22 protein-coding genes are annotated in these 25,210 nt (G+C 56.2%); 7 read left to right on the forward strand and 15 right to left on the reverse strand.

What is annotated here, in order from left to right:
• Window positions 1–184: 184 nt before the first annotated feature.
• The 3 genes from FPL19_RS00660 to FPL19_RS00670 are packed head-to-tail and all read left to right on the forward strand — an operon-like array spanning window position 185 to window position 4,855.
• Window positions 185–2,251 carry a putative bifunctional diguanylate cyclase/phosphodiesterase gene (locus FPL19_RS00660; protein ID WP_150909633.1) on the forward strand — a complete coding sequence of 689 codons (2,067 nt, stop codon included), beginning with the start codon at window positions 185–187 and terminating at the stop codon, window positions 2,249–2,251.
• A gap of 48 nt (window positions 2,252–2,299) precedes the next feature.
• Window positions 2,300–2,887, forward strand: a complete 588-nt coding sequence (locus FPL19_RS00665; protein ID WP_150909635.1) for a LemA family protein — start codon at window positions 2,300–2,302, stop codon at window positions 2,885–2,887.
• 12 nt (window positions 2,888–2,899) lie between these two features.
• A complete protein-coding gene (locus FPL19_RS00670) occupies window positions 2,900–4,855 on the forward strand; it encodes a M48 family metallopeptidase (RefSeq protein ID WP_150909637.1) in 1,956 nt (651 codons plus the stop codon).
• A 21-nt stretch (window positions 4,856–4,876) separates the two neighbouring features.
• On the opposite strand, the gene gspD is transcribed toward FPL19_RS00670, so the two are convergent.
• The 6 genes from gspD to FPL19_RS00700 all read right to left on the reverse strand — a co-directional run bounded on the left by gspD (window position 4,877) and on the right by FPL19_RS00700 (window position 11,346).
• Window positions 4,877–6,835 carry a type II secretion system secretin GspD gene (gene gspD / locus FPL19_RS00675; RefSeq protein ID WP_150909639.1) on the reverse strand — a complete coding sequence of 653 codons (1,959 nt, stop codon included), beginning with the start codon at window positions 6,833–6,835 and terminating at the stop codon, window positions 4,877–4,879.
• A 31-nt stretch (window positions 6,836–6,866) separates the two neighbouring features.
• Complete coding sequence (locus tag FPL19_RS00680) at window positions 6,867–7,700, reverse strand: type II secretion system protein N (RefSeq protein ID WP_150909641.1); 834 nt, start codon at window positions 7,698–7,700, stop codon at window positions 6,867–6,869.
• Entirely contained in the window at window positions 7,697–8,494 is a 798-nt protein-coding gene (locus FPL19_RS00685) for a type II secretion system protein N (RefSeq protein ID WP_150909643.1), read from the reverse strand. Before FPL19_RS00685 ends, FPL19_RS00680 begins: the two co-directional genes overlap by 4 nt.
• Before the next feature lie 144 nt (window positions 8,495–8,638).
• Window positions 8,639–10,291 carry a chaperonin GroEL gene (groL, locus tag FPL19_RS00690; RefSeq protein WP_150909645.1) on the reverse strand — a complete coding sequence of 551 codons (1,653 nt, stop codon included), beginning with the start codon at window positions 10,289–10,291 and terminating at the stop codon, window positions 8,639–8,641.
• A gap of 65 nt (window positions 10,292–10,356) precedes the next feature.
• Window positions 10,357–10,644 (reverse strand): co-chaperone GroES, encoded by a 288-nt coding sequence (groES, locus tag FPL19_RS00695; RefSeq protein ID WP_150909647.1) that lies wholly within the window; start codon window positions 10,642–10,644, stop codon window positions 10,357–10,359.
• 159 nt (window positions 10,645–10,803) lie between these two features.
• Entirely contained in the window at window positions 10,804–11,346 is a 543-nt protein-coding gene (locus tag FPL19_RS00700; protein WP_150909649.1) for an FxsA family protein, read from the reverse strand.
• 107 nt (window positions 11,347–11,453) lie between these two features.
• Here FPL19_RS00700 and FPL19_RS00705 point away from each other — a divergent pair, with 107 nt between their 5' ends.
• Entirely contained in the window at window positions 11,454–12,215 is a 762-nt protein-coding gene (locus FPL19_RS00705) for an SDR family oxidoreductase (RefSeq protein WP_150909651.1), read from the forward strand.
• Window positions 12,216–12,458: 243 nt separating this feature from the next.
• Window positions 12,459–12,971: an REP-associated tyrosine transposase gene (locus tag FPL19_RS00710; protein WP_150909653.1), complete on the forward strand. Its 513-nt coding sequence runs from the start codon at window positions 12,459–12,461 to the stop codon at window positions 12,969–12,971.
• 112 nt (window positions 12,972–13,083) lie between these two features.
• On the opposite strand, the gene FPL19_RS00715 is transcribed toward FPL19_RS00710, so the two are convergent.
• The 3 genes from FPL19_RS00715 to FPL19_RS00725 form a co-directional block, all read right to left on the reverse strand.
• Window positions 13,084–13,395 (reverse strand): MGMT family protein, encoded by a 312-nt coding sequence (locus FPL19_RS00715; RefSeq protein ID WP_150909655.1) that lies wholly within the window; start codon window positions 13,393–13,395, stop codon window positions 13,084–13,086.
• Between the two features lie 133 nt (window positions 13,396–13,528).
• On the reverse strand, window positions 13,529–14,872 hold the full coding sequence (locus tag FPL19_RS00720) for an AmpG family muropeptide MFS transporter (protein WP_191965192.1): 1,344 nt from the start codon (window positions 14,870–14,872) through the stop codon (window positions 13,529–13,531).
• 78 nt (window positions 14,873–14,950) lie between these two features.
• Entirely contained in the window at window positions 14,951–15,433 is a 483-nt protein-coding gene (locus tag FPL19_RS00725; RefSeq protein ID WP_150909657.1) for a YajQ family cyclic di-GMP-binding protein, read from the reverse strand.
• 95 nt (window positions 15,434–15,528) lie between these two features.
• Here FPL19_RS00725 and FPL19_RS00730 point away from each other — a divergent pair, with 95 nt between their 5' ends.
• Window positions 15,529–16,500, forward strand: a complete 972-nt coding sequence (locus tag FPL19_RS00730; RefSeq protein ID WP_150909659.1) for a GGDEF domain-containing response regulator — start codon at window positions 15,529–15,531, stop codon at window positions 16,498–16,500.
• Between the two features lie 255 nt (window positions 16,501–16,755).
• On the opposite strand, the gene FPL19_RS00735 is transcribed toward FPL19_RS00730, so the two are convergent.
• The 6 genes from FPL19_RS00735 to FPL19_RS00760 all read right to left on the reverse strand — a co-directional run bounded on the left by FPL19_RS00735 (window position 16,756) and on the right by FPL19_RS00760 (window position 23,398).
• Window positions 16,756–17,967, reverse strand: coding sequence for an argininosuccinate synthase (locus FPL19_RS00735; RefSeq protein ID WP_150909661.1), 1,212 nt, complete (start codon window positions 17,965–17,967; stop codon window positions 16,756–16,758).
• 74 nt (window positions 17,968–18,041) lie between these two features.
• A complete protein-coding gene (locus tag FPL19_RS00740; RefSeq protein ID WP_150909663.1) occupies window positions 18,042–18,848 on the reverse strand; it encodes a substrate-binding periplasmic protein in 807 nt (268 codons plus the stop codon).
• A gap of 6 nt (window positions 18,849–18,854) precedes the next feature.
• Window positions 18,855–19,253: a flagellar export chaperone FliS gene (gene fliS, locus FPL19_RS00745; RefSeq protein WP_150909665.1), complete on the reverse strand. Its 399-nt coding sequence runs from the start codon at window positions 19,251–19,253 to the stop codon at window positions 18,855–18,857.
• Window positions 19,254–19,289: 36 nt separating this feature from the next.
• Window positions 19,290–21,278 carry a flagellar filament capping protein FliD gene (fliD, locus tag FPL19_RS00750; protein WP_150909667.1) on the reverse strand — a complete coding sequence of 663 codons (1,989 nt, stop codon included), beginning with the start codon at window positions 21,276–21,278 and terminating at the stop codon, window positions 19,290–19,292.
• Window positions 21,279–21,484: 206 nt separating this feature from the next.
• A complete protein-coding gene (locus FPL19_RS00755; RefSeq protein ID WP_150909669.1) occupies window positions 21,485–21,919 on the reverse strand; it encodes a flagellar protein FlaG in 435 nt (144 codons plus the stop codon).
• Window positions 21,920–21,991: 72 nt separating this feature from the next.
• A complete protein-coding gene (locus tag FPL19_RS00760; protein WP_150909671.1) occupies window positions 21,992–23,398 on the reverse strand; it encodes a flagellin N-terminal helical domain-containing protein in 1,407 nt (468 codons plus the stop codon).
• Window positions 23,399–23,782: 384 nt separating this feature from the next.
• On the opposite strand from FPL19_RS00760, the gene FPL19_RS00765 reads away from it, so the two are divergent.
• Window positions 23,783–25,201: a flagellin N-terminal helical domain-containing protein gene (locus FPL19_RS00765; RefSeq protein WP_150909673.1), complete on the forward strand. Its 1,419-nt coding sequence runs from the start codon at window positions 23,783–23,785 to the stop codon at window positions 25,199–25,201.
• The last annotated feature ends 9 nt before the right edge of the window (window positions 25,202–25,210 follow it).

The raw sequence follows: 25,210 nt of genomic DNA on the forward strand, positions 1-25,210 counted from the left end.
CACTGACATCCTGAAATATCTGGAAAAATTGCCGATACTGTTGTTAATCGACAGTGCAGAACAGTGCAGGGATGGAAATCTCATCCATACTGAATAATAAGAAGTCTTCTCTTACGGACCCGCAACCTCCCGTTTATCCGGAAGGTGGTCCAGACAGCGCTGGAAAGGATCAAAACGGGCCTTCATGCAGAATTCTTTTGAGCTAGAACATCGCCTGGGCTACCGCATACTTCGGTGGGTACTTGCTGTTGCCCTGCTCAGTGGTGTGCTGGTAAGCGCGGTGCAGGTCATTCTGGACGCCAGCCGGGTGTCCGGGGCCCTGGACGCACAGGCCCGGCAGACGATGGCGCTGGTGGAGGATGCCTCCACCCAGGCGGTGTTCAGCATCGACAGCGATCTTGCGCAACAGGTAGTGGACGGACTGTTTGCCCAGGAATCCATCCACCTTGCCCGAATTACCCATCCGGATGGCGAGCCCCTGGGTATGCGCGAACGCCCGCTCCGTAAAATGCCCCTGCGACCGCTGACCGATGCCATTTTCGACGCTGATCGCACCTACCGCACCGAACTGACCCGTGAAGCCGACCCCGGCAGTGTTTACGGCTTTCTCGACATTCACTATGACACCGGCCCCATCGCCGACACCTGGCTGGATCGAGCCATTGTCACCTTTGCCTCGGGTATTGCCACCGCGGTTATCCTAGGGATGGTGCTGTTCGTAGTCTTTCACTTGTTACTGACACGCCCTCTGCTGCGCATTGTTGAATCGGTAAAGCAGGTTGACCCCGACCGTCCCGATGACAACCTGATTGAACTACCCCCGGGGCACAAGGACGACGAGCTGGGGCTCTGGGTCAATGCCACAAACAATCTGCTGGTGGCCATCGGCGACAGCCAGACCCGCCACCGCGAGGCGGAAGATCGGGTCAACCGGCTGGCTCGCTATGACCAGCTTACCGGACTGCCCAGCCGCGACACTTTTATGGGTCTGTTGCAGGCCGATATCGAAGAAGCCCAGAAAGAGAACACCGTCCTGTCACTGATCTGCTGTGGCATTGATGATTTCAAATCCATCAACGAACAGTGTGGCTTCCGCACTGGCGACCTGATACTGCAAACCGTAGCCGACCGCTTGACCCAGACCCTGACAGGCAACCGCTTCACCTTCGCAAGACTGGGCAGCGATCAGTTTGTGGTGGTCGAGAAGGGGCTACGCGATGGCTTCCAGGCGGCCGACACCGGCGACCGCATCCTGGGTTGCCTCAGCCAACCCATGGTCTTCGAAGACCAGACGGTATCAATGACGGTCACCCTGGGCATCGCCCTCTTTCCGGGAGACGCCAATAAAGCCGATCGCCTGCTACAGAGCGCCGAGCAGACCATGGCGCTTGCAAAAGAAAATGGCCATAACTACTTCCAGTTCTTCGTTGCCAGCGTTGACCAGGAGATCCGTGAGCGCAAACAGCTTGAAAAAGACCTGTCGGGCGCACTTGCCCAGAATCAGTTCCATCTGGTGTACCAGCCCCAGGTGAATCTTGCGACCCACCGCATTATCGGTGCCGAAGCACTGATTCGCTGGGAGCACCCGGAGCGGGGGTTGGTACCGCCGGATGACTTTATTCCGGTTGCGGAGATGAACGGGCGGATCGTGGAAATTGGTGAATGGGTACTGGACCAGGCCTGCGCTCAGGCCTCGCGCTGGGCTACCAACGGCATGCCGCTGCGGATCGCCATCAACCTGTCTGCCGTACAGCTGCGACAGGAAAGCATTGTCGAAGACATACTGGATACCCTTCGCCGTCACAATATTCCGGCCGGCCGCCTGGAACTGGAAGTTACCGAAACCAGTTTCATGACCAATCTCGAAGAGGCCGTGGACAAGCTCAAACGCCTGCACGCTGCGGGCATCAGCATTGCGGTTGACGATTTTGGCACGGGTTACTCATCGCTCACCTATCTCAAACGGATGCCGGTACAACACCTTAAGATCGACAAGCAGTTCATCCGGGACCTGCTGGTCAACGAGGAAGACACCCGTATTGCCAATACTATTATCGACCTCGGCAAGAGCCTGAATCTGACGGTTGTGGCCGAAGGCGTGGAAACGGCAGAACAGGAGTATTATCTGGCACAACGCGGCTGCCAGCTAGCCCAGGGCTATTTTTTCAGCAAGCCGCTCAAACCCGCGGAATTTGAACGGTTTGTTGAGAATTTCCACCGTTCCATTACGGAAAAATCAGAGGGGCACTGACCGCTCTGGCTGACACCATCACCTGCTATGTCCCTGAAAGGAGCTGCTATGGGAACCACCGTTATTGGCCTGATCGTCATCGCCGTTGTTGTCTTTTACCTGGTGTATATCTACAACAAGCTGGTCTCCCTTCGAAACCAGTTCAAGAACGGTTTTGCTCAGATCGACGTGCAACTGCAACGCCGCCACGACCTGATACCCAACCTGGTTGAATCCGCCAAAGCCTACCTTAGCCACGAACGAAACACCCTGACCGAGGTCATGCAGGCCCGGAACAACGCGGTGGATGCGCAGAAAGACGCGGCCCGCGACCCAGCCGACGGCGGCAAGATCCAGAAACTGGGCGGTGCCGAGAACATGCTGACCAAAGCTCTGGCCAACTTTTACGCCGTGGCCGAAAACTATCCGGACCTGAAAGCCAACGAAACCATCCAGCAGTTGATGGAAGAGCTCTCCAGCACGGAAAACCGCGTCTCCTTCGCCCGCCAGGCGTTCAATGACACCGTCATGGTGTACAACACCTTCCGCGAGCAGTTCCCCAACAACATTATCTCCGGAATGTTTGCATTCAAACCAACTGCACAGCTGGAGCTTGAATCACCCGAGGCCCGTCAGGCACCAAAAGTGTCGTTTTAAAGGCAGGCTAACATGGCTCATCCCGGCTTCTTTCAGCGCCAGGCCAATGCCCGGCGAAACACCAGCCTGCTTGTTGTTCTGTTCCTTATTGCCGTGACCCTGATCACCCTGGCGGTGTGCGTGGTTGGCTATTTCGTCACCCGCAGCGAAACCAGCCATCTGGCCTTTCAGGACTGGGTTCAAAGCACCCATGGGCTCTACACCGCCGTGGCAGTGATTGCGGTTATCGGCATTGGTTCGCTGGTTCGCTGGGTCGACCTGGCCGGTGGCGGCCATCGGGTGGCGAAAATGGTTGGCGCCCGAGCAGTTGATCCGGCAACCCGGGATTCCGACGAACGCCGGCTGCGCAACATTGTGGAAGAAATGGCCATCGCCAGCGGCATTTCCGTGCCGGACGTGTATGTGATGGACCAGGAAACTGGCATCAATGCCTTTGTGGCCGGCTACACCCCCGGCGAGGCCGTGATGGTGGTAACCCATGGCACCCTCACCCAACTGAGCCGGGATGAGCTTCAGGGCGTCGTGGCACACGAATTCAGCCACATTCTCAACGGCGACATGCGGCTTAACGTTCGGCTGATCGCCATTCTGGCGGGCATTCTGATGATCGGCCAGATCGGCACCTTCCTGACACAGATGGCCTTTGCCGGTTCATCGCGCTATTCCTCCCGAGATCGCCGGGGCCAGGCGGCCTTCGGACTGATTGGCGTTGCCCTGCTGGTTATCGGTTACATCGGGGTATTTTTTGGCAGGTTGATCCAGTCGGCCGTCTCGCGCCAGCGTGAAATGCTGGCGGATGCATCATCGGTGCAGTTCACCCGCAATCCCGACGGCATTGCCGGCGCCCTATTCAAGATTGGCATCAAGAGCGGCTACCTGGACACCACCACCCACGCCAGCGACATGAACCACATGTGTTTCAGTGAAAGCGCCCGCATGAAGCTATCGTCTCTGCTGGCTTCACATCCGCCCATTCCCGAACGGATCGAGGCGATTGCGCCCGGTATGATGGCGCGCCTGCGCAGCCGCCACCGTGACAGCCAGCCAGCTTCTTCTCTCAAAGGTACCAGTGCCACGAAACGGGCCACGCCCGAGGGCACCGCAGGTTTTGCGGGGGGCTCGTCTGGATCCACCTCCCCGTTGAACCACACAAAGGAGCCTGTGTCGCACAGTGTCGGCACTATCAACCGGGCCGGTGAGGACTATGCCCACGCCCTGCTGGGCAGACTGCCATCCACCTTCCGCAACCTGCTGTACACCCGCGCGGGGGCCATTCAGCTTTGCTATGCACTGCTTATTCATGAACTGTCGGACGAAGATCAGCAGGCGTATCTTGGGCAACTGGAAACCGAATCGCTGTTCACGCCCAACCCGACGCTGCTGGACAAACTGCTACCGTCACTGTCTGAAATCGGCCAGGGAGTGCGCCTTCCGGCCCTTGAACTGGCCATGCCGGCACTGCGCAAGCTCGATCCCGACGAGCGCGAGCACCTGTTGAATGCCTGTGAAACGCTGATCAGGGCCGACCGTAAGGTCAGCCTGTTCGAACTGACGATGATTGGTTTTCTGCGAAAGCACCTTGCGGAAGACGCTGCCAGGGTGCCGGTGGTGCGACACCGCAATTACCGCGCCGTGGAGCACCATCTGAATGTACTTTTCAGCCTGCTGGCAAGGCTGGGAGCGGACAGGCCGGACCAGCAGCAGGCCCTGCTGGAAGAGACCATGGCTGGATTTGCGAACAGCAGACAGAAGGGTGGGTCCGGCGAATTGGCGCAACAGATTTCACATCGGCGTCTGCGTGAAGCACTGACGGAACTGAACGCCCTCTCCCCGCTGCTGAAACCGGCCATCATCGACGCCGCGTGCCACTGTATTCTGGCCGATGGCACTATCAGGCCGACAGAGTACGAACTGATCCGGCTTATCGCCGATCAGCTCGACTGTCCCATGCCGCCGCTGACAACCTGAACGCCTCTAATAACCTGGCGGTCACTTCGCCTCGATGTTGGGCCTGAACAGTGAGTTCTTGCTCGGAGGCTCGTCCCGATCCGGCAGTCCCAGTGTTTCCCGCACATCCAGATTCACTTTCCACAAGTCATTGAACTTGTCGTCCGTGGCGGCAATGGACTGTTCCTTGTTAAGCAGGATCTTGGGCCGCAGGAAAACCAGCAGATTACGCTTCACCCGGCGCTCGGACTCGGACGAAAACAGCCGGCCCAGAAAGGGAATGTCGCCCAGCAGCGGCACCTTGCTCTTGCTGACCTGAAGGTCATCGGTTGTCAGACCCCCAAGCACGATGGTTTCGCCGTCATCGGCCAGAACAGTCGTCTTGATCTCGCGCTTGTTGGTGATGATATCCGAGGCCGATTCGATGCTATCAGCGATGTTCTCCGTACTCTGGGCAACGACCAGACGAACCAGCCCATCAGCGCTAATGGTCGGCGTGACTTTCAAGGTCAGACCGATGTCCCGGCGCTCAATGGTGGTGAAGGGATTGGTAGTGCCATCACCGGTAACCGTCGACTCGCCGGTCTTGAAGGGAACGTTCTGACCCACAACGATTTCCGCTTCCTCATTGTCGAGGGTGATAATGCTGGGTGTGGACAACAGATTGGCGGCGGCGGACGTAGACAGCGCCTGCAACAGCACACCCCAGGACACGCCGTTCTCGTTACGCTGGCCGGCGCCTACGGTAATGCCACCCACCGCTGGCGCCAGCACTGTCTCTGACAGGATCGCGCCCAGCACGTCCCCCAGGCTGCGGCCGACGTTGCCGAAGTTGGTGCCGGCGACCGGCGTGGAGCTGCCGGATTCATCACCCACAGCAACCTGAACGCCAAGGTCCTGCCCCAACTCATCGCTGATTTCCACAATGGCGGCTTCAATCATCACCTGCGCACGGCGGATATCCAGCGCGGAGATGATCTTGTCCGCTTCTTCAATAATCGAAGGCTCGCCGCGAACCACCAGAGCATTGAGCCCGGCATCTGCGAAGACGGCAAATCCGTTGCCAGCAGCTCCGCCAGACGCTGAACCGCCCCCGGCCCCACCGCCGGATGCCTCTGCAACCACCTCACCCATAACACCTTTTAGAAGCTCGGTCAGGTTTTCGGCATCCGCGTGCTTAAGGCGGAACACCTTTGTGGTACCACCGGTCGCTGAAGGCTGGTCAAGCTTGGTGATCAGGTTCCGCATCTTCTGTCGGAAGGTTTCGTCACCACGCAGAATCAGCCGGTTGCTACGCTCGTCGGCGGTGACACTGTAATCCCGACCTGCGCCCCGGTTGCCACCCTCGCCCAGTTCGTCAGGCGCAAGCTCCCGGATCAGCTCAACCATATCGCCAACCCAGGCCTCCTGAAGCTGGATAACTTCCACCTGATAGTCAGGCGGGCTATCCAGCTCCCGGACGATGTCTGCAATTCTTCTGATGTTTGACGCATGGTCGCTGATAATCAGTGCGTTGGCCCCGGCTACACCGGCCAGATGACCGTATTTCGCTACCAACGGACGCAAAATCGGCACCATCTCCAGGGCATTACCGTTTTCCACGGGAATAACCCGCGTAATAAGCTGTTCCGAGGGAACTTCTTCAAACCGCTCGAGGGATTCGGCGGACTGCTTGGCATCCACCTGCTGAACCACTTTAATCACTTCCTCTCCCGGGATGGCGGTAAAACCATGCACCTGAAGCACCGCCAGAAACAGATCGTAAATCTCGGCCCTGTTCATGGGCGCGCTGGAGAGCACCGTGACTTTGCCCTTTACCCGTGGGTCCACCACAAAGCTGTAACCGGTAATATCCGCCACCTGGGACACAAACGCCCGTATATCGGCGTCTTTCAGGTTCAGTCTCCAGGTTTCCTCCTGCTGGGCATGAGCAAGCGACATCAACGGCAGCAGCAATGCCATCATCAGGGTCTGGAATAGTCTGGATTTGTGGTTAAGCATCTGGCGTCATTGTCCTGTTTTGTTAATGCATTCAGCGCCACTGTTCTGGAATGGCATAGCTGACGGTAAGAATGGCACCGTCACGCTCAATGTCGATATCTATCTGTGCTTCCGAGCGCCAGCTTTCCAGCAAGGCTTTATCCTGCTCAAAATCACCAAGGCTCTGACCGTTAATGGCAGTAATTACATCGCCGGCCTGCAGCCCCACCGCGTTCAGCATGGCATTGGAGCCATCATAGACATAGCCGGAGCCGTCACCCGCGGGCTGAAGGCCGTAGGCGGCGAGCGCACTCAGCCCCTGTTCGGCAAGAATGTTCTGCGCCGTTTCAACCAGGCCATCCGAACCATCGCCGGGCGCCTCAACATCCTCAATCAGGTCGGTTGGCAGTGTATCGTCAAAACTCAGGCTCTCGTATTGGCCATTGCGACGGATCAATATGCGATTGGGTTCCACCTCGGCCAACTCGGCGTTGCCCGGCAGCGTATCGCCCACGCGGTAATGCTCGGTGACGCCATTGCTTCCGGCAACTATAGCACCAGAGTCTTCCGGGCGCTGTGCGACCATCACGCCCTGGAGCGATAGATTCAGACGGGTTTCCGGCGCGGAGCGTTTAACCGCCTCGGCCACCTGCACCTGACCGGCCGGCCGGCCGAACATTTCATGGGCGGCCATGGGTTTCAGCTTTGCCGATGCCCCGTCCAGCTCCGGTTTACCGGGAGCCAGAGCAATGGGCCGCTCTTTCCAGGCAATCATCCAGGTTGCCTGGGCCAGTGTATAGGCGCCATAAATAACCAGGAGTATCAGTAACAGATTCGCCAGCAGCCGGGCGATACGCCTTTGAGCGGCCAATGAAAGAGCTTTCATCGCAAAGCGCCCCCCGGAATCAGCGGCTGTCTGACCCTGAGAACAACATCTCCCGGCTCCGCAGATTCCGACCAGGGTTGCCCGGCCAGATCCACCATCCGCTTGTAGACCCGCAGATCCAGCATCCCGTTCCAGCGGATGCCGGCTTCGGCGGCGGGACCTTCCCCGCCCTCTTCAGAAACCGTCAACGCAACGCCATCGGCAGTGCTGGTCAGTGTTGCCAGCATGGCAGGAAACTCGGCAGTACCCTGCCCGTTACCCATGGGCCAGGTCACCATACCTCCGGCCCAGCGACCAAGCCCGTTTGCCCGGGTCAACGCCCCATCACTCCAGGCCAGGTCGAGATCTTCAACGACGACATCGCCCTCAATCACGGCGCCCCCGGCGCGGCGAATCAACGGTTCGAACTCTGATACGTCTACTCTGCCGGCGGCACTGGCCTGGCCGTCGCCCTGCCATCCGACTTTGACATTGCCACGTAGCGAGGAGCCGGCAGTGGCTAAGGTGAAATCCAGGGGCAATGTCAGCGAGGACAGGGAAGGCGAACCGATCGACCAGTCCAGCCGGGCAGGAAAACCTGCGACCACCAGCCCGGCAGCCCCTTCCCAAAGTTGGCCGTTAATCTGGCGGATCTGCACTTCCGGTGGCAACGACACCTGCCCACTCGCCTGCTGCCAGAGCCAGCCTGCGGGAACCAGGGTTACAAGAGCGCCCAGATAGATCAGCACACCGGCCAACGTAAGCAAAAACAGCTTGCCGGGTCTGAGAAACGATTTTGGGGGCGATTCGGTCATTCAAGTCACTAAGATCATGCGTCGGTTGCCGAGTCTAGCAAAGCCATTTGCCAAGTTCATGACAAAAAAACAAAAACCCCGCGCCGGTGTGAACCGACGCGGGGTTTTAAAGGGCTTTTAGGGCCTTCAGGAGCCTGGGGGCATTTACATCATGCCGCCCATGCCTCCCATTCCACCCATGCCGCCCATGTCTGGCATACCGCCGCCAGCGCCTTCTTCTTCAGGCTCGTCCGCAATCATCGCCTCGGTGGTGATGATCAGGGAAGCCACAGAAGCCGCCGCCTGCAGTGCAGAACGGGTGACTTTAGCCGGGTCAAGAATACCCATTTCCAGCATGTCGCCGAACTCTTCAGTAGCCGCGTTGTAGCCGAAGGAACCAGTGCCTTCCAGGATCTTGTTAACCACAACGGAGGCTTCACCACCGGCGTTGGTTACGATCTGGCGCAGAGGCGCTTCCATGGCACGGCGCAGAATGGCCACACCGGCGCGCTGCTCTTCGTTGATCGCGTCAACCTTGTCCAGTGCAGCAATCGCACGGATCAGGGTCACACCGCCACCGGGAACAACGCCCTCTTCAACGGCGGCACGAGTCGAGTGCAGTGCGTCTTCAACGCGCGCCTTCTTCTCTTTCATTTCCACTTCAGAACCGGCGCCTACCTTGATGACGGCTACGCCGCCAGCCAGCTTGGCTACGCGTTCCTGAAGCTTCTCTTTGTCGTAATCCGAGGAGCTGTCTTCGATCTGCTTGCGGATCTGCTCAACGCGCGCTTCGATGTCCTTGTTGGCACCAGCGCCGCCGATGATGGTGGTGTTTTCCTTGGTCACGTTCACGCGCTTGGCGGTGCCAAGATCGTCAATCGTGGTGTTTTCCAGGGAAAGACCAACTTCCTCGGAAATCACAGTGCCGCCAGACAGAATCGCGATGTCCTGCAGCATTTCCTTGCGACGATCACCGAAGCCAGGCGCTTTCACCGCGCTCACTTTCACAATGCCGCGCATGTTGTTGACAACCAGAGTTGCCAGCGCTTCGCCTTCGATATCTTCAGCAATGATCTGCAGCGGCTTGCCAGCTTTGGCAACGCTTTCCAGTACCGGCAGAAGTTCGCGGATATTGGAAATCTTCTTGTCTACCAGCAGGATGTACGGGTCATCCAGTTCAACAGACATGCTGTCCTGGTTGTTGATGAAGTAAGGCGACAGGAAGCCACGGTCGAACTGCATGCCTTCAACCACGTCCAGCTCGTCTTCCAGGCCACGGCCTTCTTCAACGGTGATGACGCCTTCCTTACCGACTTTGCCCATCGCGTCAGCAATCAGCTTGCCGATGGTTTCGTCGCCGTTGGCGGAAATGGTGCCGACCTGGGCGATGTTACGGTTGTCGTCGCAGGGCTTGGACAGGTCACGGATGGCCTGAACGGCTGCGATGGTCGCCTTGTCGATACCACGCTTCAGGTCCATGGGGTTCATGCCGGCGGAAACGGCCTTGATGCCTTCACGAACGATGGACTGCGCCAGAACGGTCGCAGTGGTGGTGCCGTCACCAGCGGTATCATTGGTCTGGGAAGCAACTTCCTTAACCATCTGCGCGCCCATGTTCTCGAACTTGTCTTTCAGTTCGATTTCCTTGGCCACGGAAACACCGTCTTTGGTGACGGTCGGCGCGCCGAAGGATTTGTCCAGAACCACATTGCGGCCTTTGGGGCCGAGGGTTACTTTTACTGCGTCTGCCAGAACGTTAACGCCCCGGACCATACGTTTACGGGCGTCATCACCGAATCTAACGTCTTTAGCTGCCATGTCTTCTATTCCTGTTCGTTTAACCCAATGTCAAAAAACTGATCGGATTGTTGCGTCAGCGAGCCTTACTCGAGAACGCCGAAAATGTCGCTCTCGCTCATGATAAGCAGGTCTTCACCGTCGATCTTTACGGTGTTACCGGCATACTGACCAAAGACCACTTTATCGCCTGCCTTGACCGCCAATGCGCGAGTTTCGCCGTTATCGAGAATACGACCGTTGCCTACAGCGATGACTTCACCCTGTGACGGCTTTTCTTTGGCGTTGCCCGGCAGCACGATGCCGCCTGCAGTTTTCTCTTCTTCTTCCTTACGACGCACGACGACACGGTCGTGTAACGGACGGATTTTCATTGCTCGGTATCTCCATTATCAAGTTAGGTTTGGCAATGATGGTTGCGTAAAAACTGGGACCTTAACCATCTGTTTTAAGGCGATTATTGGCCCACAGCGATCTTGTGAAACCTATGTGGGGTTCGCAGATGGGTTTTCAACACCCGCGATAAAAAATTTTTACGGTTTCGGGTCGTTTCTGTCGTCCCGGTCTAGGCGCTGGCGGTCGCGCTCTGTTTCATCGCGGTACTCGCCTTCGATGATGTCGTCCCGGTCAGACCGAAACGGATCCTGGCCGGGCCCGAAAGGTCCCTGACCCGGGCCGAAGGGGCCGGAACCGGCGCGAAAGGAAAAACTGCCCGACTGCCCCGCCACGACCATGCGTTTTAGCGCCTGACCTGCCAGCCAGTGACGGGAACCGGGAATCAGGCACAGGAAACCAATGGTATCCGTGACAAACCCCGGCGTGAGCAGCAGCGCGCCGCCAACAGCCAGAATCAGGCCCTCGGCCACTTCCTGGGCCGGAAGCTCGCCGCTGTTCAGCCGCTGGTTAGCCTTCAGAAGGGTTGAAAGGCCCTGTTGGCGCAAAAGCGCCGCACCGATAACGGCGGTCAACAGAACAAGGCCCACGGTGTTCAGGGCCCCGATCATGGTGCCCACCTTGATCAGAATCGTCATTTCCACAATGGGCATGACGATGAATAAGAAAAGAAAAACGCCCAACGGAGCCTCCGGATTCAGGTTGTTCTGGACCGCAAGCGGCGAGCAAAACCTCTCGTGCTCTCTGGTATAATCGCCGCTTTCACTTCCAACTAACCTTAGGGCAAAACATGAAACTTCAAGATTCCGTGATTGCGATTACCGGCGGCGGCCAGGGGCTGGGTCGTGCAATGGCCGAATTCCTCGCCGCCAAAGGCGCGCGGCTGGCGCTGATTGACCTGATGCCGGAGAAACTGAACGAGGCCGCCGAAGCCTGCAAGAAAGCCGGTGGTGACGCAAAAACCTATGTCTGCAACGTGGCAAAGGAAGCAGACGTTGAATCCACGTTTGAAGCCATTGTTAAAGACTTCGGCCAGCTCAACGGGCTGATCAACAACGCCGGCATCCTGCGTGACGGGCTGATGGTCAAGGTGAAAGACGGTCAGGTGGAGAAGCGCATGGAGCTGGCCCAGTGGCAGTCCGTCATCGATGTGAACCTGACCGGAGTGTTCCTCTGTGGGCGCGAAGCTTCTACCCAGATGATCAAGAACGGCGACCAGGGCGTGATCATCAACATCGCGTCCATTTCCCGTGCCGGAAACATGGGCCAGAGCAACTATTCCGCGGCGAAAGCCGGTGTCTCTGCGTTAGTGCCTGTCTGGGCGAAAGAGCTGGCGCGTTACGGCATTCGCTGCATGGGCATCGCACCGGGCTTTATCGAAACCGAGATGACCGCATCCATGAAACCAGAAGCCCTGGAGAAGATGACGGCGGGCATTCCTCTCAAGCGGATGGGCAAGCCAGAGGAAATCGCCTCCGCCGCCGCGTTCATCTTCGAAAACGACTACATGTCCGGCCGCATGATCGAAGTCGACGGCGCCCTTCGGCTCTAATTGTTGCCTGCCTGGCCCTCAGACCCTGGGGGCTGACGCGGGGGTGGGAGGATATTTTCTTTGGAAAAAGTACTCGCTTCGCTCAGACAACTTTGTTCCTGCAGAAAACACCCTCCCACCCCCACGTCGATCTCAGGCCTTCTCCCAGCTTTGCATCAACACCCGTAGGTCGGATTAGGCAAAGCCGTAATCCGACAAATATTCGAGCCAAAAAACCAAACCACCCATACAAGGACGTATGAGATGAACTACCGCAGAAGCCGCCTGGCCGGCGGCACCTACTTTTTCACTGTAGTCACTTCCAATCGAGCTCCCATCTTCAATAAACCTGCCGCAGTTCAATGCCTCAGAACCACCTTCCGCCATGTAATCCATCGCCACCCTTTCACCATAGACGCCATAGTCATAATGCCCGACCACATACATTGCATCTGGACTTTGCCAACGGGTGACTCCAACTACTCAACCCGCTGGCGACTTATCAAAACTGACGTGACAAAGAGCTTCAGGGCCGCCCCCGCAGCTCAGAACCCGAAATCCCTCTGGCAAAAGCGTTACTGGGAGCACACCATCCGTGACCAGAGAGATTTCAACCTGCACGTTGACTACATACACTTCAATCCGGTGAAACATGGGTATGTCACCAGAGCTGCGGATTGGCCCTATTCGAGTTTTCACAGTTTTGTGAGGGATGGGGTTTTGCCGGTGGATTGGGGAATTGATGAGTCGATTTTGGAAGGAGTTGGGAACGAGTAGACGTCAGGGCGTGTTTGTCGGATTACGGCTTCGCCTAATCCGACCTACGTGTAAAAGACAGACTCCCTGTAGGTCGGATTACGCCCAACGGGCCGTAATCCGACGCATAACCCTAAGGCCGCCACCCAAACCGCCTCATAGACACCCGGCCGCCGATCACCTCAACACCCTCCTCCCGCAAACTCTGCGCCTGCACCTCATGTTTTTCACTACCAATGGGAAAGGCTATCTGACCGTCGCTCCGGATCACCCGGTACCAGGGTATCGAATGGCCGGCCGGGAGTTTACCCAGAGCTCTGCCGATGTATCGGGCCTGCCGGCCAAGCCCGGCCATGTCGGCGACCTGGCCGTAGCTCGCCACGCAACCCGCAGGGATTGAGGCGACGACCTGCCAGATTTTCTGGTCTTTGGTGGGTTCGGTCATGGTTTGTGCACCGAGTGAGTTGATTTGTCGGATTACGGCGTTGCCTAATCCGACCTACGATGGTCGATCATCAATCGCCCAGCGTAAACCTGTAAGGCATGATCGGCCTGGGGCCGGGCCAGCCACAGAATCATCAGGCTACAGGACCAGACTCCGATGCCTCGGTAGTTTCCGAAGCCCGCGGCGCCAGCGCATCCAGGCGATCACCTTGTTTGATCATAAACATAGCCAGCAGGATGGCAGGAACACCCATCAGGCCCGCAATCAGGAAGAATTCGGCGTAGCCATACCCTGCCACCACTATGCCGGAAAAGCCGCCCAGGAATTTCCCCGGCAAGGTCATCAGCGAGCTGAACAAGGCATACTGAGTCGCGGTGAAAGATGCGCTGGTCATGCTGGACAGCCAGGCGATCAACGCCACGTTAGCCACGCCGCCACTCAGGTTATCTGCGCTGACCACCAACGCCAGCGTTGCCAGATTCGGCGGGTATTGCGCCAGCACCACGAATAGAAGGTTAGTCGCCGCGGTCATTACGGCACCCGCCAGCAGTATCTTTCGAACGCCGTAACGCACTACCAGAACACCGCCGGCCAGTGAGCCCGCAATGGTCATGAAGAAGCCAAAGATCTTGGTGACATCGGCCACCTCGGTCTTGGAGAAGCCCATGAAGTCGAGGTAGAAAGGGTTTGCCATCACACCCATCGCAATGTCCGAAATGCGATACACCGCCACCATCATCAGGATCACAATCGCCAATTCTTTGTAACGACGGAAAAAGTCCAGAAAGGGGCCGGCAACCGCGGCATAGAACCAGCCGATCAATCGCGCGAGCCGCGGATCCAGGTGGGCCCGCTTGCCAGCCTCGTGGCGGATCTTGTCGGCAATATCCTGGGCGGCGGCAAAGTGATTGACCGACGGTTCGCGAACAATCAGGACCGTCAGCATACCCACGCCCACCAGCAGGGCCATGACTTCGTAGGACACCTGCCAGGACCAGAACTCCGCCAGATAAAGCGCGCCGGCCCCAGCTACCAGCAAAGCCAACCGATAACCAAATATGTAGGTGGCGGCCAATGCAGCCTGCAGACGCTCATCGGCGATCTCGATGCGGTAAGCGTCAATAGCGACATCCTGGGTGGCAGACGAGAAAGCCACAAGCAATCCGCACCAGGCCATCATTTCAGGGGCGGAAATAGCATCGACCTGGGCCATCAGATACAGACCGGTGGCTATTCCGGCCTGGGCCAGAAGGATCCAGCTTCGGCGCTTGCCCAGCAGCCTGTCCAGGATGGGCAGTTTCAGTCGATCAACAACCGGCGCCCAGAACACCTTGATGGAGTAGGTAATGCCAAGCCAGCTGAAAAACCCGATAGTGGCCGTTTCCACGCCAACATCCGCCAGCCTTGCGTTCAGGGTGGAGAACACCAGCAAAAAAGGCAGACCTGCCGAAAAGCCCAAAAACAGCAGCGCGATCACCTGCCAGCGGGTATAGGTGTACAGGGTTTCCCGAAGCAGGGTCCCATTCAGGCCGTTGAAGATGATGCAGCTCCCGGGTCAGTCGCGAAAATTGTTGAATTGCAGCGGGATATCCAGCTCGGCCTCTTTCAGCAGGGCAATGGCGGTCTGCAGGTCATCCCGCTTCTTGCCTTTTACCCGCACTTTATCCCCTTCAATGCTGGCCTGAACCTTCAGTTTGCCGTCCTTGATCATCTTGACAATCTTCTTCGCCATATCGGTCTCGATACCCTGTTTCAGCAACAGGTGCTGTTTGACCAGCTTGCCGGATTTGCTCTCGCCGTCCTCGGCCAGTGCGCGGGCGTCGATATTGCGTTTGGCGAAGGCCATCCGCAGCATGTCCATCAGCTGTTCCAGCTGGAATTCCTGTTCGGCACTGATGGTAATGCCCTTATCGTCCAGCTCGATGTCGGCTTCCACGTTCTTGAAGTCCCAGCGATTTCCCAGCTCACGCTTCGCCTGGTCCACCGCATTGGTTACTTCGTGCATATCAATTTCAGACACTATGTCAAAAGAAGGCATGATGGATTCTCACTTTTTACATTTATCCACGTCAGGGCAAACACAAAACGCTATAATGCTGCCCTTCTGATTATCCAAGGTCCAGAGAATAACATATGCCAAATCTTGATCTTCCCATCCTCGTGGTAGACGACGCCAAATTCAGCAGCATGGTGGTCGGCCGCACCCTGCGTAATGCCGGTTACCGTGATGTACGCATCGCCAACAATGCGCCGGCGGCTCTGGATTTTATCGAACAGCGCCCCGTCAGCGTGCTGATTGCCGACTGGCTGATGCCAGAGATGGACGGTCTGGAACTCACCGACCAGGTGCGCCAGCAGGATGAGCAGAACAACCATTACACCTATGTGATTCTGCTGACCGCAAGGGAAAGCGTGGCAGCCCTGTCGGAGGCCTTTGACCGGGGTGTGGACGACTTCATCTACAAGTCCGACATGACCAAACAGCTGATTCCGCGCATTTATGCCGCCGACCGCATGGCCGACCGCCAGAATACGCTGCTGAAAGCCAATTCCCTGCTGATTGAAAACAACCGCGAGCTGGAATCCACCAACATCATTGATCTGGAAACCGGCCTCTGCAACAACCGCTATGGCCGCGAAAAACTGGGCAAATGTCTGCGCCAGGCAGAATCCCGTGGCGGCGCCACAGCTTACGTACTGTGTGGCATCCGCAATTGGCAGGCGCTCAAACGCAAGCACTCCCCGGCTGTGATCAGCGAACTGGCAGTAGGCATTGCCCGCCGCCTGAGCCACCTGATCCGGCCCATGGACTCCCTGTGCCGTGTAGGCGACAACCAGTTCGCTATTATTGCCCATTTCCCCAACAGCGATTACTGCTCAACCACCGCCTTTCGCCGGGTGTTCGATGGCATTAACCACAAGGCTTTCAAAACCACCGAAGGTTATCTCTCAGTAGAGGCTGGCATGGTTCTTTGCCGGGCAGATGCCCAGAAGGGTACACCTTCGGTGCAGGAAATGGAGCGGGCGTCGGTTCAGGGGCTGGTGGATGCGTATGAGACCCGCCGTTTTACGGAGACGTTTCCCGAGATTACGCAGGGAGCGTGAGGAAGCTTTCTCTACACACTCGGTAACACTGCTACACAGATCACAAACAGACTTCCCTGAGCGAAAGGCCTATTCTGAAATTGTGGATTGAAGCAGTATCCCCCATGGTGGAGGAGCCGAGTAGTACCTCCGCCGCCATATGGGGATGTTTAGTCCGCCGGATAAACGAATTTTTCAGGCACTTTCGTTCTTTCCTTGTTTTTAAGCCAGCTCACTGAGCTGGCTTTTTTTATGCCTGTTTCAGGGTAATGCAGCTCAGAGCTTCCTGCCCTTGCTGGCCGCAATCCGAAGACGCAGAGCGTTCAGCTTGATAAAGCCTTCGGCGTCCTTCTGGTCATAAGCGCCCTCGTCTTCCTCGAAGGTGGCGATCTTTTCATCGAACAGGGAGTCATCAGACTTCCGGCCGACCACATCCACATTGCCCTTGTAGAGTTTCAGGCGAACCGTACCGTTGACATAGGTCTGGGTCTGGTCGATCAGCGCCTGCAGCGCTTCCCGCTCCGGTGACCACCAGTAGCCGTTGTAGATCACTTCCGCGTAGCGCGGCATGATGCTGTCTTTGAGGTGAGCCACTTCGCGGTCCAGGGTGATGGACTCGATAGCGCGGTGCCCCCGCAGCATGATGGTGCCACCGGGTGTTTCATAGCAGCCCCGGGACTTCATGCCCACATAGCGGTTCTCAACGATATCCAGACGGCCAATGCCGTTGGCACCCGCTACCTTGTTCAGATGCTCCAGCACCTCATGGGGCCTCATCTCCTGGTCGTCAACCGCCACGATATCGCCCTTGCGATAGGTCAGCTCAACGTAGGTCGGCGTATCCGGTGCGTTTTCCGGTGACACACTCCAACGCCACATGTCCTCCTCGGCTTCTGCCCAGGGATCTTCCAGGTTGATGCCTTCGTAAGAGATGTGAAGCAGGTTAGCGTCCATGGAGTAAGGCGACTTGCCTTTCTTCTTTTCCACCGGGATATCGCGCTCATCGCAGTAGGCCAGCAGCTTCTCGCGGGAGTTCAGATCCCATTCGCGCCAGGGCGCGATCACCTTAACGCCCGGCTTGAGCGCATAGGCACCAAGCTCGAAGCGGACCTGATCATTGCCCTTACCGGTTGCGCCGTGGGAAATGGCATCAGCGCCGGTTTCATTGGCAATTTCGATCAGGCGGCGGGAAATCAGCGGGCGGGCGATCGAGGTGCCCAGCAGGTACTCGCCTTCATAGATGGTGTTTGCGCGGAACATGGGGAATACATAGTCCCGAACGAACTCCTCGCGCAGATCTTCAATGTAGATTTCTTTTACACCCAGCTTTTTCGCTTTTTCGCGGGCGGGCTCAACTTCCTCGCCCTGGCCGATGTCGGCGGTGAAGGTAACGACTTCACAATCGTAGGTGTCTTGCAGCCAACGAACGATGACCGAGGTATCCAGGCCACCGGAATAGGCCAGCACCACTTTTTTAATATCAGACATGCCTGTGCTCCAGACTGAACAGAATGGATGTTACAAAAGAAGGAGGATATTGTACGGGAGAGCTTACTGAATGGCTATTGGGCGGCGCGCGGCGCGGTACTCGCCGAGCCATCAAGTTGCCGGCGGCCGCCTTCACCGAAGAAAATTCTCTCCAGCTCGTTATTCTTTTTCATCGTGACAATAGCCTGGCGGAACTTCTCGGCAACCTCCGGACGGGAAGACTCCCGGGACATGTAAAGAGCACCGCGCTGGCCCGGCACATGATTTCTGTAGCGCAACACCCCCGGTGACAGATCCATTGCATGAAGAGCCTTCAGGATTGCGTGATCACTTGCCAGCACGGCTGAAAGTCGACCAAGTGAGAGCATTTCCACCGCCTGGGTGATCAAAGCCACCGGCACTTTATTAACCCCGGTATCCTTGCGGAAGGCTTCGCCAAGATAGGTGCCGCGTATATAGCCAATCCGCTGCCCTTCCAGGGCTTCCAGTGTCAGGGGGTAGTTAGTATTGACTGGAGCTGCCAGCATAATGCTGATCTGAAGCACCTGCCCAACGTTGACGGCACGGGCATCAAGGACGGGGCTTTCAAACAACAGACTGAAATTTACGGCACCGGCTTCGAGTTCAACCAGGGCGCGCCTCAATGGACGCAAACGGAAACTGACCGGCACATCCGCCAACTCCGACAGCCGGTGCACAATCTCGACCAGGCTGCCCCGCGGGACGCCTTTATCATCCTCGTAAGCCCAGGGCCAGACATCGGGAATGGCAAAGGTGACAACCTCATCGGAAGCCACCGCAACCGGCGCGAAGGCCAGACAGACAAACAGCGCCAGATAGCGAATCCGGCGCAGAACGGAAAGGGTTTTGATTACCAACAAAACGCGTCAGACAGCCTGTTGCTGGGAGACCGCCTCTTCACGAATACCATCCCAACCATCTTTGATTGAGCGCAGCAGGTTAGCTACTTCGTCCAGCTTCTTCAGATCATTGTGACGGTTGGCTTCGAACAGTGTGCGTTCCATATAGTCGTAGAGCGACTCAAGACGCAGGGCAAGGTCACCGCCCTTTTCAAAGTCCAGAAAACTGCGGAGCCCACCAATGATTTCAATCGCTTTGGTAATCAAGCGGCCTTTAGCCTCAATGTCCTTTGCCTGCATCCGAGCTTTGGCCATATTGATGCGCTCAATGGCTCCGTTGTACAAAAGCTGGATAAGCTTGTGAGGGTCCGCATCGGTAATGCTGGTCTGGGTATTGACGCGTTGGTATGCCTGTAAACCATTCATAATCAACCTCTTCGTTCACTATTCAGGCAACAATTATTAATTGTCGCGATTATTCCGTGGTGCCAGTGCCGCCAATTGCTGGGTAACGTAGTCGCGGGTGCTGTTCAATTGGGAAATCAGCGAATCGGCTGCGCTAAACTGACTCACCAGCCGCTCGCGGTATGAAGTAATTCGTTCCTCAAGCCGAACCCTGTTTTCCTGGATCTGCTCAAGATCGCGGTTCAGGCTTTCAGTGCGGGACTCAAGAGCGCCGTCTGCACCCACGAAGTTTGTCACGAGATTTACGGTCTGCTCAGCAACACCTTCAATGAACCTTATCGAACCGCGGCTGCCGGTATTGTCACCAGTGATGCGAACCTGCAGGCCCGACGCACCGCCATTGCCGCTGCCCAGGAACAGAACCTGCCCATCGCCTTCTGCCGTGCGGCCGCCAATCGTGCCCGCCACATCGAGACCTGCCGTACTGGTCACCGAACCCAGACCAAAAGTAGCGGCATTCTCAGCGGAAGTCAGCGAAACCTGCGACTCACTGCCATAAGTCTCAGACGTGAAGCTCAGATTACCATTCACATCCAGCCCAACCTGCACGGACGTGCCAGCGGCGTTCAACGCATTATTGCTGTTCAGCTGGGACTGGATTTCGTCCACCAAATCCTGTGCCGAAGTGTAAGTTTGCTGGGTTAGCTGCAGACTCACCGACGTTTCGCCATCAACCCGCAACGTCAGTTCGTCGTTGGTGCCGTCAATGGTAACGCCGGCTGCCAACGAGCCACCTGCAAGCAAACTTCCGCGGGAAGCGGCCTGGGTAATATTGATATCGTAGTTACCCGGACGTGTATTAAGGCCGCTGCGGACAAACTCAACCTGGCTGTCTGTTGCGCGACCCTGCTCCGCAAACAATGCGGTTACGTCGTCCGGGTTGTTTTTTAGCTGTTCTTCAAACCTGACCCGATCAAACTCGAGCCCGCCGGTTTCAAAGTTGGTCGTAATACCCACGTCCGCCAGGCTTCGAACGTTGGCGTTTTCCAGGCCAGGAACCACACGGGTCAGAATCTGGCGCAGCTGGTTCTGAATACCACGCACGGTACTGTCACCATTCAGCAAACCGCCTACGCCGGCCTCCGCGTTGAAACCGGCCAGACTATCGATGGTTGACTGCAGGGAATTAAACTTGTCGACGAACCCCTGAACCCGGTCGGAGACTGCTCCCAAATCCTGCTCAACCTTGATAGTGGAGGTGCCGGTAGCCGCAATATCGAAAGTCAGCCCATCGATCACGTTCTCGAAGCTGTTGGTGGAGCGAGTGACTTCCACTCCATTGATTTTCATCACGGCATCCGTGGCGGCGATCGTCTGCTGAAGACCTGAGTCCGCATCCATACCGGTATTGAAGGCAAACCGTGATAGTCCCTGATTATCGGTATTCGTGCCCGCCGAATCACCGGATACTGAAATACTGACAGCGTTGGCAGTGCCCGTCTCGTCCGCAGACAGAACCAGCTGGAACCCGTTGCCGGTGTCGATTACACCCGCGGAAACACCGGCATCGGAGTCATTAATAGCATTCGCCAGACCCTGAAGAGTGTCGTTGCTTCCATCAATAGTCAGGTTGGTTGTTTTATCACCCACGTTCAGCGTAAGAACGCCACGGCCCACGCTGGTCGCATCGCGGTCAGCAAACACATCCCGGGATGCCAGAGCCTGCGCGCCAGCCAGGCTGGTTACTTCAACGCTGTACGTACCACGGTTTGCCTTGGTGCTGTCCACAGATACGGCAATGTCTTCATTGGAGGAATTCGCAGAGAAGGCCTTCAGGTTATCCGGCGCACTCAGTTGCCGCATCGGCAAGCGCAATTCCGTCACCGCACTACGGAGCTTTCCATACGCCGAAATCAGCGCCTGGGTCTGCTCAGTTTTTCGAGTGAGCCGGTTATCTGTGGGCGCACGCTCGGCCTGGACCAATTGATCCACAAGATCCGAGTTGAGAACTCCGGAACCAATACCCAGCGATGAGATACTTGCCATTGCGATGCCTCCTTCAGGGGGCGAAATTCGTTATCTATCCGTTCTATTTCATTTATCGGCCGAAAGCGGCAAAACTTTGCCCTATTGCCCAACTGATTTGTAACCGCGTGTTAAACCAGTATAGCCATAAAGAAGAACACCGCCGGACCCTTTCGGGTGCGGCGGTGCTGTCTTCGTTGATCCATCAGGCTAAAAGCGGCAAAGCCTTACACCTTGATGTTAAATAAAGTCAGCGGTTCGTTCTGCTGCAAGTTCTCTGCCAACCTTACCGCCACCTCATCCGGGATTTGTCGAATCAATTCTTTGGTCGATTGATCGACCACCCTTACGACGGTTCCTCCAAGATCGTCATTCACCTCGAACTGCAGATCCCTCTGAACGCTCTGAACGAAATCGTTCAGTTGGGAGACGGCTTCATCCAGTTGCTCGCGCTGAGCGTCGTTTCGAGTCTCAAGCTTCTCAGCTTTCGAGAGCTGATCTGCTGCAGCAACTTTTGATGTAACGGTATTCTGGTCCGAAGCAGCAACCTGGGCTGAGGCGTTCCTGCCCTCTGCCTGAGCTGACGAAATTGCCCGAACCGGAGCTTTATCGCTGGTGCGTACCAGCTTTAAATCCGCGCCATTCAGGTTAACGTCATTCATAGCTCACCTCGCTATCCTTATGCGGCAAAGGGCCGGAGCCCACTAAGACTCCGGCTCAGCCGCTTTCCCCAATTACTGCAGGAGGGAAAGAACCTGCTGTGGGCGTGCATTCGCCTGGGCCAGTACCGAGATACCTGCCTGCTGCAGAACCTGTGCCTTGGACAGCTTGGCTGTTTCGGCCGCGAAGTCTGCATCCAGGATCCGGCTGTTGGCGGCGCTCAGATTTTCTGAGGTTGTTGCCAGGTTGGCAATGGTTGACTCGAAGCGGTTTTGAACTGCACCAAGCTCGCCTCTGATACTATTTATTTGGTTCAAAACACCATCGATCGTTTGGATAGCTTGGTTGGCGCCCGGCCGATCACTAATATCAACACCATCAAGACTCCTTCCAACCGACGATCCTGCGAGACCAAGCACACCTGCAGCAGAGGCCGTGCCACTAACGTTCAGCAATGACTCGTCCCCGCCTTCTACGCTCAAAACCAGACCAGCTTCAAACGTGTTGTTAGCCGCATCAGTAATGCTTCCGAACCGAGCCGCGTCATCAACAGCCACAGTAAACGAATTACCACTCGTGTCCTCAAGCAAAATTCCGGTGCCAGCTTCGTTTTCAACAGCGACTACTCCTGTCGCCAGCGACTTATCATTTATGGCGCTTATAGCAGCACCTAGCGCAAACCCGGTTACTCCGTCATTAAGAGCTATCGCAGTGCCGTTAATGGTAATGGAACCTGCAGCTGCGGCAGCGTAAGCGCCCAAGTCTGCTGAGGTAGTATCAGCTTGTGTTGCTGTGACTTGCGCATTGCCAGCGAAATCGGCTTTATTGATCTCCGCTGCAAGCTCTTCAACGGAGTCAAAATTCGTGCCTCCAACGAACGTTGCTCCATTTACGGTAAGAGACGTTGTAGCGATAGCCTCTTGGCGAACAGCATCACCGAAATTTGTCACATCGCTGGTTAACGTAGTTTGCCCCAGCGAAGTACCACGCACATCAATCCCGGATACTGAAATTGTCTGATTGGCATTTGCGCCTACCTGAAAGCTCAATGACGTGAGATCGCCATTCAAAATATTCAGGTTGTTAAATTGAGTGGTTTCGGCAATTCTGTCAGCCTCTGAAATAAGCTCCTGAACTTCAGCATTGAGCGCCGACCGATCTGATGCTGAGTTTGTGTCGTTGGCAGATTGAACAGACAAATCTCGGATTCGCTGAGCGATATTCGTAATTTCGTCCAAGGCGCCTTCCGCAGTTTGCGCCAAGGAAATACCGTCATTAGCGTTGCGTTGAGCAACATCCAAACCACGAATCTGAGACTGAAAACGAGTAGAAATCGCAAGGCCAGCCGCGTCGTCTTTGGCGGAGTTTATGCGAAGACCGGATGACAGGCGCTCAAGCGCCTGATTGCTCAGATCCTGGGATTTCTGCAGCTGATTCTGAGCAGACAGTGACGCAACGTTAGTGTTGATACCGAGAGCCATATTGCTTCTCCTTCGACTTATGTCGTTATTTCATGGAAAAGGTCAGGCGCCCGTTTTCTGTTTGGGAGCGCCGCCCTGTTAGTCCAAGTAACGGCCCCACATCCTGTTCCTTTAGAAAAATATCTGTCGTTTTTGTAAAGGAATGTAAAACCGGCAATTCGGTGCCTTTCTGAACGACGGTTATTTGCCCGTCGCGTCCGCACTGACTCAAACCGTCGAACGCATTTTCATTTTAAAACAACACCCTAAACCATAGTTTGGAAAGCTGGCACGCCCTTCGCTTCGCTCTCTGCAAAACGGCAAATTAACGAATTTCTGCCGGCAAAGGTTTCCATTGAATTTCGGATACCGGGCTTTCGGCGCCTCTGAGTAGGGAGAATAGACATGCCCCAGATCATCAACACCAACATTGCATCACTGAACGCCCAGCGGAATCTCAATGCCTCGCAAGGGGACGCTAACGTTGCGCTCGAGCGATTGTCTTCCGGCTTACGAATCAATTCCGCCAAAGATGACGCGGCCGGCTTGGCAATATCTGAGCGATTTACTGCACAAATCAACGGCCTCAATCAGGCAGTACGAAACGCAAATGACGGTATTTCCTTTTCGCAAGTTGCGGAGGGTGCGCTTGGGGAATCAACCAACGCCCTTCAACGCATCCGCGAGCTGGCCGTGCAGTCTGCCAACGACACTAATTCCGCTTCAGACCGAAAAGCACTGAATCAGGAAGTCTCGGCGCTCATCGCCGAAATCAATCGGATAGCCAGCACAACACAGTTCAACGGCCGAAACATTCTTGACGGAAGTCTGGCTGATTTCAGCTTCCAGGTGGGCGCGAACGCCAATCAGACGATTTTAGTCGACGGAGTTGATTCGCGCGGTGCGCAACTCGGCGCCTCAGTTGCGTCCGGTTCAACATTCAACCAGGGCAATATCGCCAATTTTACAGCCGGTGGTTCGCTTACGATCAACGGTATCGAAGTTGACCTTTCCAACGCTACCTCCGGCCAAGATGTGATCAACCAGATAAACCTGGTCAGTCCTGATTCTGAAGTAACCGCCGAAAAAGCCGGCGAAACTGTTGTAGACACTGGCGCCTTCATTGCGCCAACAACAGCAAATAGTCCCGCGACAATCACCATTAATGGAACAGGCGTGGAAATAACCGACACCGACACCCTGACAACAGCAATCGCGAAAATAAATGAACGCGCTGGCCAAACAGGTATTACCGCATCGCCCGATTCAACGGACTCCAATATTGTTCTGACTGACTCCAACGGAGGAGCTATAGATGTTCAGGATGACGCCACCACCAATGTCTTGGGAGATGGCGCAATTCTCGGCAGCGGCACAACAACATACGAGCCGGGTATTGAGTTAATTACTGACATTGGCAACACGATAACCATCGCAGGTACAGGTGGAACCAACACCGATTTTACAGAGCTGGGTTTGACTGCAGGTCCTCAGGCTCAAATTGACTCAGTGGTTAATGATATGAACGTGCTTACCCGTGAGGAATCGGCCAATACAATAACTACCGTCGATTACGCACTTGAGAAGATAAACAGCCTTCGCTCTGAACTTGGTGCGGTCCAGAACCGCTTTGAAACCACAATTGCTAACTTGAGCACTGCTTCAGAAAATCTCTCTGCAGCACGCTCGCGAATCCGTGACGCAGACTTTGCGAAAGAATCCGCTGAACTCGCCCGCACCCAGGTGCTCCAGCAGGCCGGGCTCTCGGTTCTTGCCCAGGCGAATGCCAGGCCTCAGCAGGTGCTGCAGCTACTGCAGGGTTAATAAGGCAGA

The sequence above is a fragment of the Marinobacter halotolerans genome, from assembly GCF_008795985.1.
In the GTDB taxonomy this organism is placed as follows: domain Bacteria; phylum Pseudomonadota; class Gammaproteobacteria; order Pseudomonadales; family Oleiphilaceae; genus Marinobacter; species Marinobacter halotolerans.

Excerpts from the sequence above, each read along its gene's own strand:
- gspD (WP_150909639.1), bottom strand. The coding sequence starts at position 6,835 with ATGCTTAACCACAAATCCAGACTATTCCAGACCCTGATGATGGCATTG.
- FPL19_RS00765 (WP_150909673.1), top strand. The coding sequence starts at position 23,783 with ATGCCCCAGATCATCAACACCAACATTGCATCACTGAACGCCCAGCGG.
- FPL19_RS00685 (WP_150909643.1), bottom strand. The coding sequence starts at position 8,494 with ATGACCGAATCGCCCCCAAAATCGTTTCTCAGACCCGGCAAGCTGTTT.
- FPL19_RS00660 (WP_150909633.1), top strand. The coding sequence starts at position 185 with ATGCAGAATTCTTTTGAGCTAGAACATCGCCTGGGCTACCGCATACTT.
- FPL19_RS00715 (WP_150909655.1), bottom strand. The coding sequence starts at position 13,395 with ATGACCGAACCCACCAAAGACCAGAAAATCTGGCAGGTCGTCGCCTCA.
- FPL19_RS00710 (WP_150909653.1), top strand. The coding sequence starts at position 12,459 with ATGAACTACCGCAGAAGCCGCCTGGCCGGCGGCACCTACTTTTTCACT.
- groES (WP_150909647.1), bottom strand. The coding sequence starts at position 10,644 with ATGAAAATCCGTCCGTTACACGACCGTGTCGTCGTGCGTCGTAAGGAA.
- fliD (WP_150909667.1), bottom strand. The coding sequence starts at position 21,278 with ATGGCAAGTATCTCATCGCTGGGTATTGGTTCCGGAGTTCTCAACTCG.
- FPL19_RS00665 (WP_150909635.1), top strand. The coding sequence starts at position 2,300 with ATGGGAACCACCGTTATTGGCCTGATCGTCATCGCCGTTGTTGTCTTT.
- FPL19_RS00725 (WP_150909657.1), bottom strand. The coding sequence starts at position 15,433 with ATGCCTTCTTTTGACATAGTGTCTGAAATTGATATGCACGAAGTAACC.
- FPL19_RS00670 (WP_150909637.1), top strand. The coding sequence starts at position 2,900 with ATGGCTCATCCCGGCTTCTTTCAGCGCCAGGCCAATGCCCGGCGAAAC.
- FPL19_RS00680 (WP_150909641.1), bottom strand. The coding sequence starts at position 7,700 with ATGAAAGCTCTTTCATTGGCCGCTCAAAGGCGTATCGCCCGGCTGCTG.
- groL (WP_150909645.1), bottom strand. The coding sequence starts at position 10,291 with ATGGCAGCTAAAGACGTTAGATTCGGTGATGACGCCCGTAAACGTATG.
- FPL19_RS00760 (WP_150909671.1), bottom strand. The coding sequence starts at position 23,398 with ATGGCTCTCGGTATCAACACTAACGTTGCGTCACTGTCTGCTCAGAAT.
- fliS (WP_150909665.1), bottom strand. The coding sequence starts at position 19,253 with ATGAATGGTTTACAGGCATACCAACGCGTCAATACCCAGACCAGCATT.
- FPL19_RS00735 (WP_150909661.1), bottom strand. The coding sequence starts at position 17,967 with ATGTCTGATATTAAAAAAGTGGTGCTGGCCTATTCCGGTGGCCTGGAT.
- FPL19_RS00705 (WP_150909651.1), top strand. The coding sequence starts at position 11,454 with ATGAAACTTCAAGATTCCGTGATTGCGATTACCGGCGGCGGCCAGGGG.
- FPL19_RS00730 (WP_150909659.1), top strand. The coding sequence starts at position 15,529 with ATGCCAAATCTTGATCTTCCCATCCTCGTGGTAGACGACGCCAAATTC.
- FPL19_RS00755 (WP_150909669.1), bottom strand. The coding sequence starts at position 21,919 with ATGAATGACGTTAACCTGAATGGCGCGGATTTAAAGCTGGTACGCACC.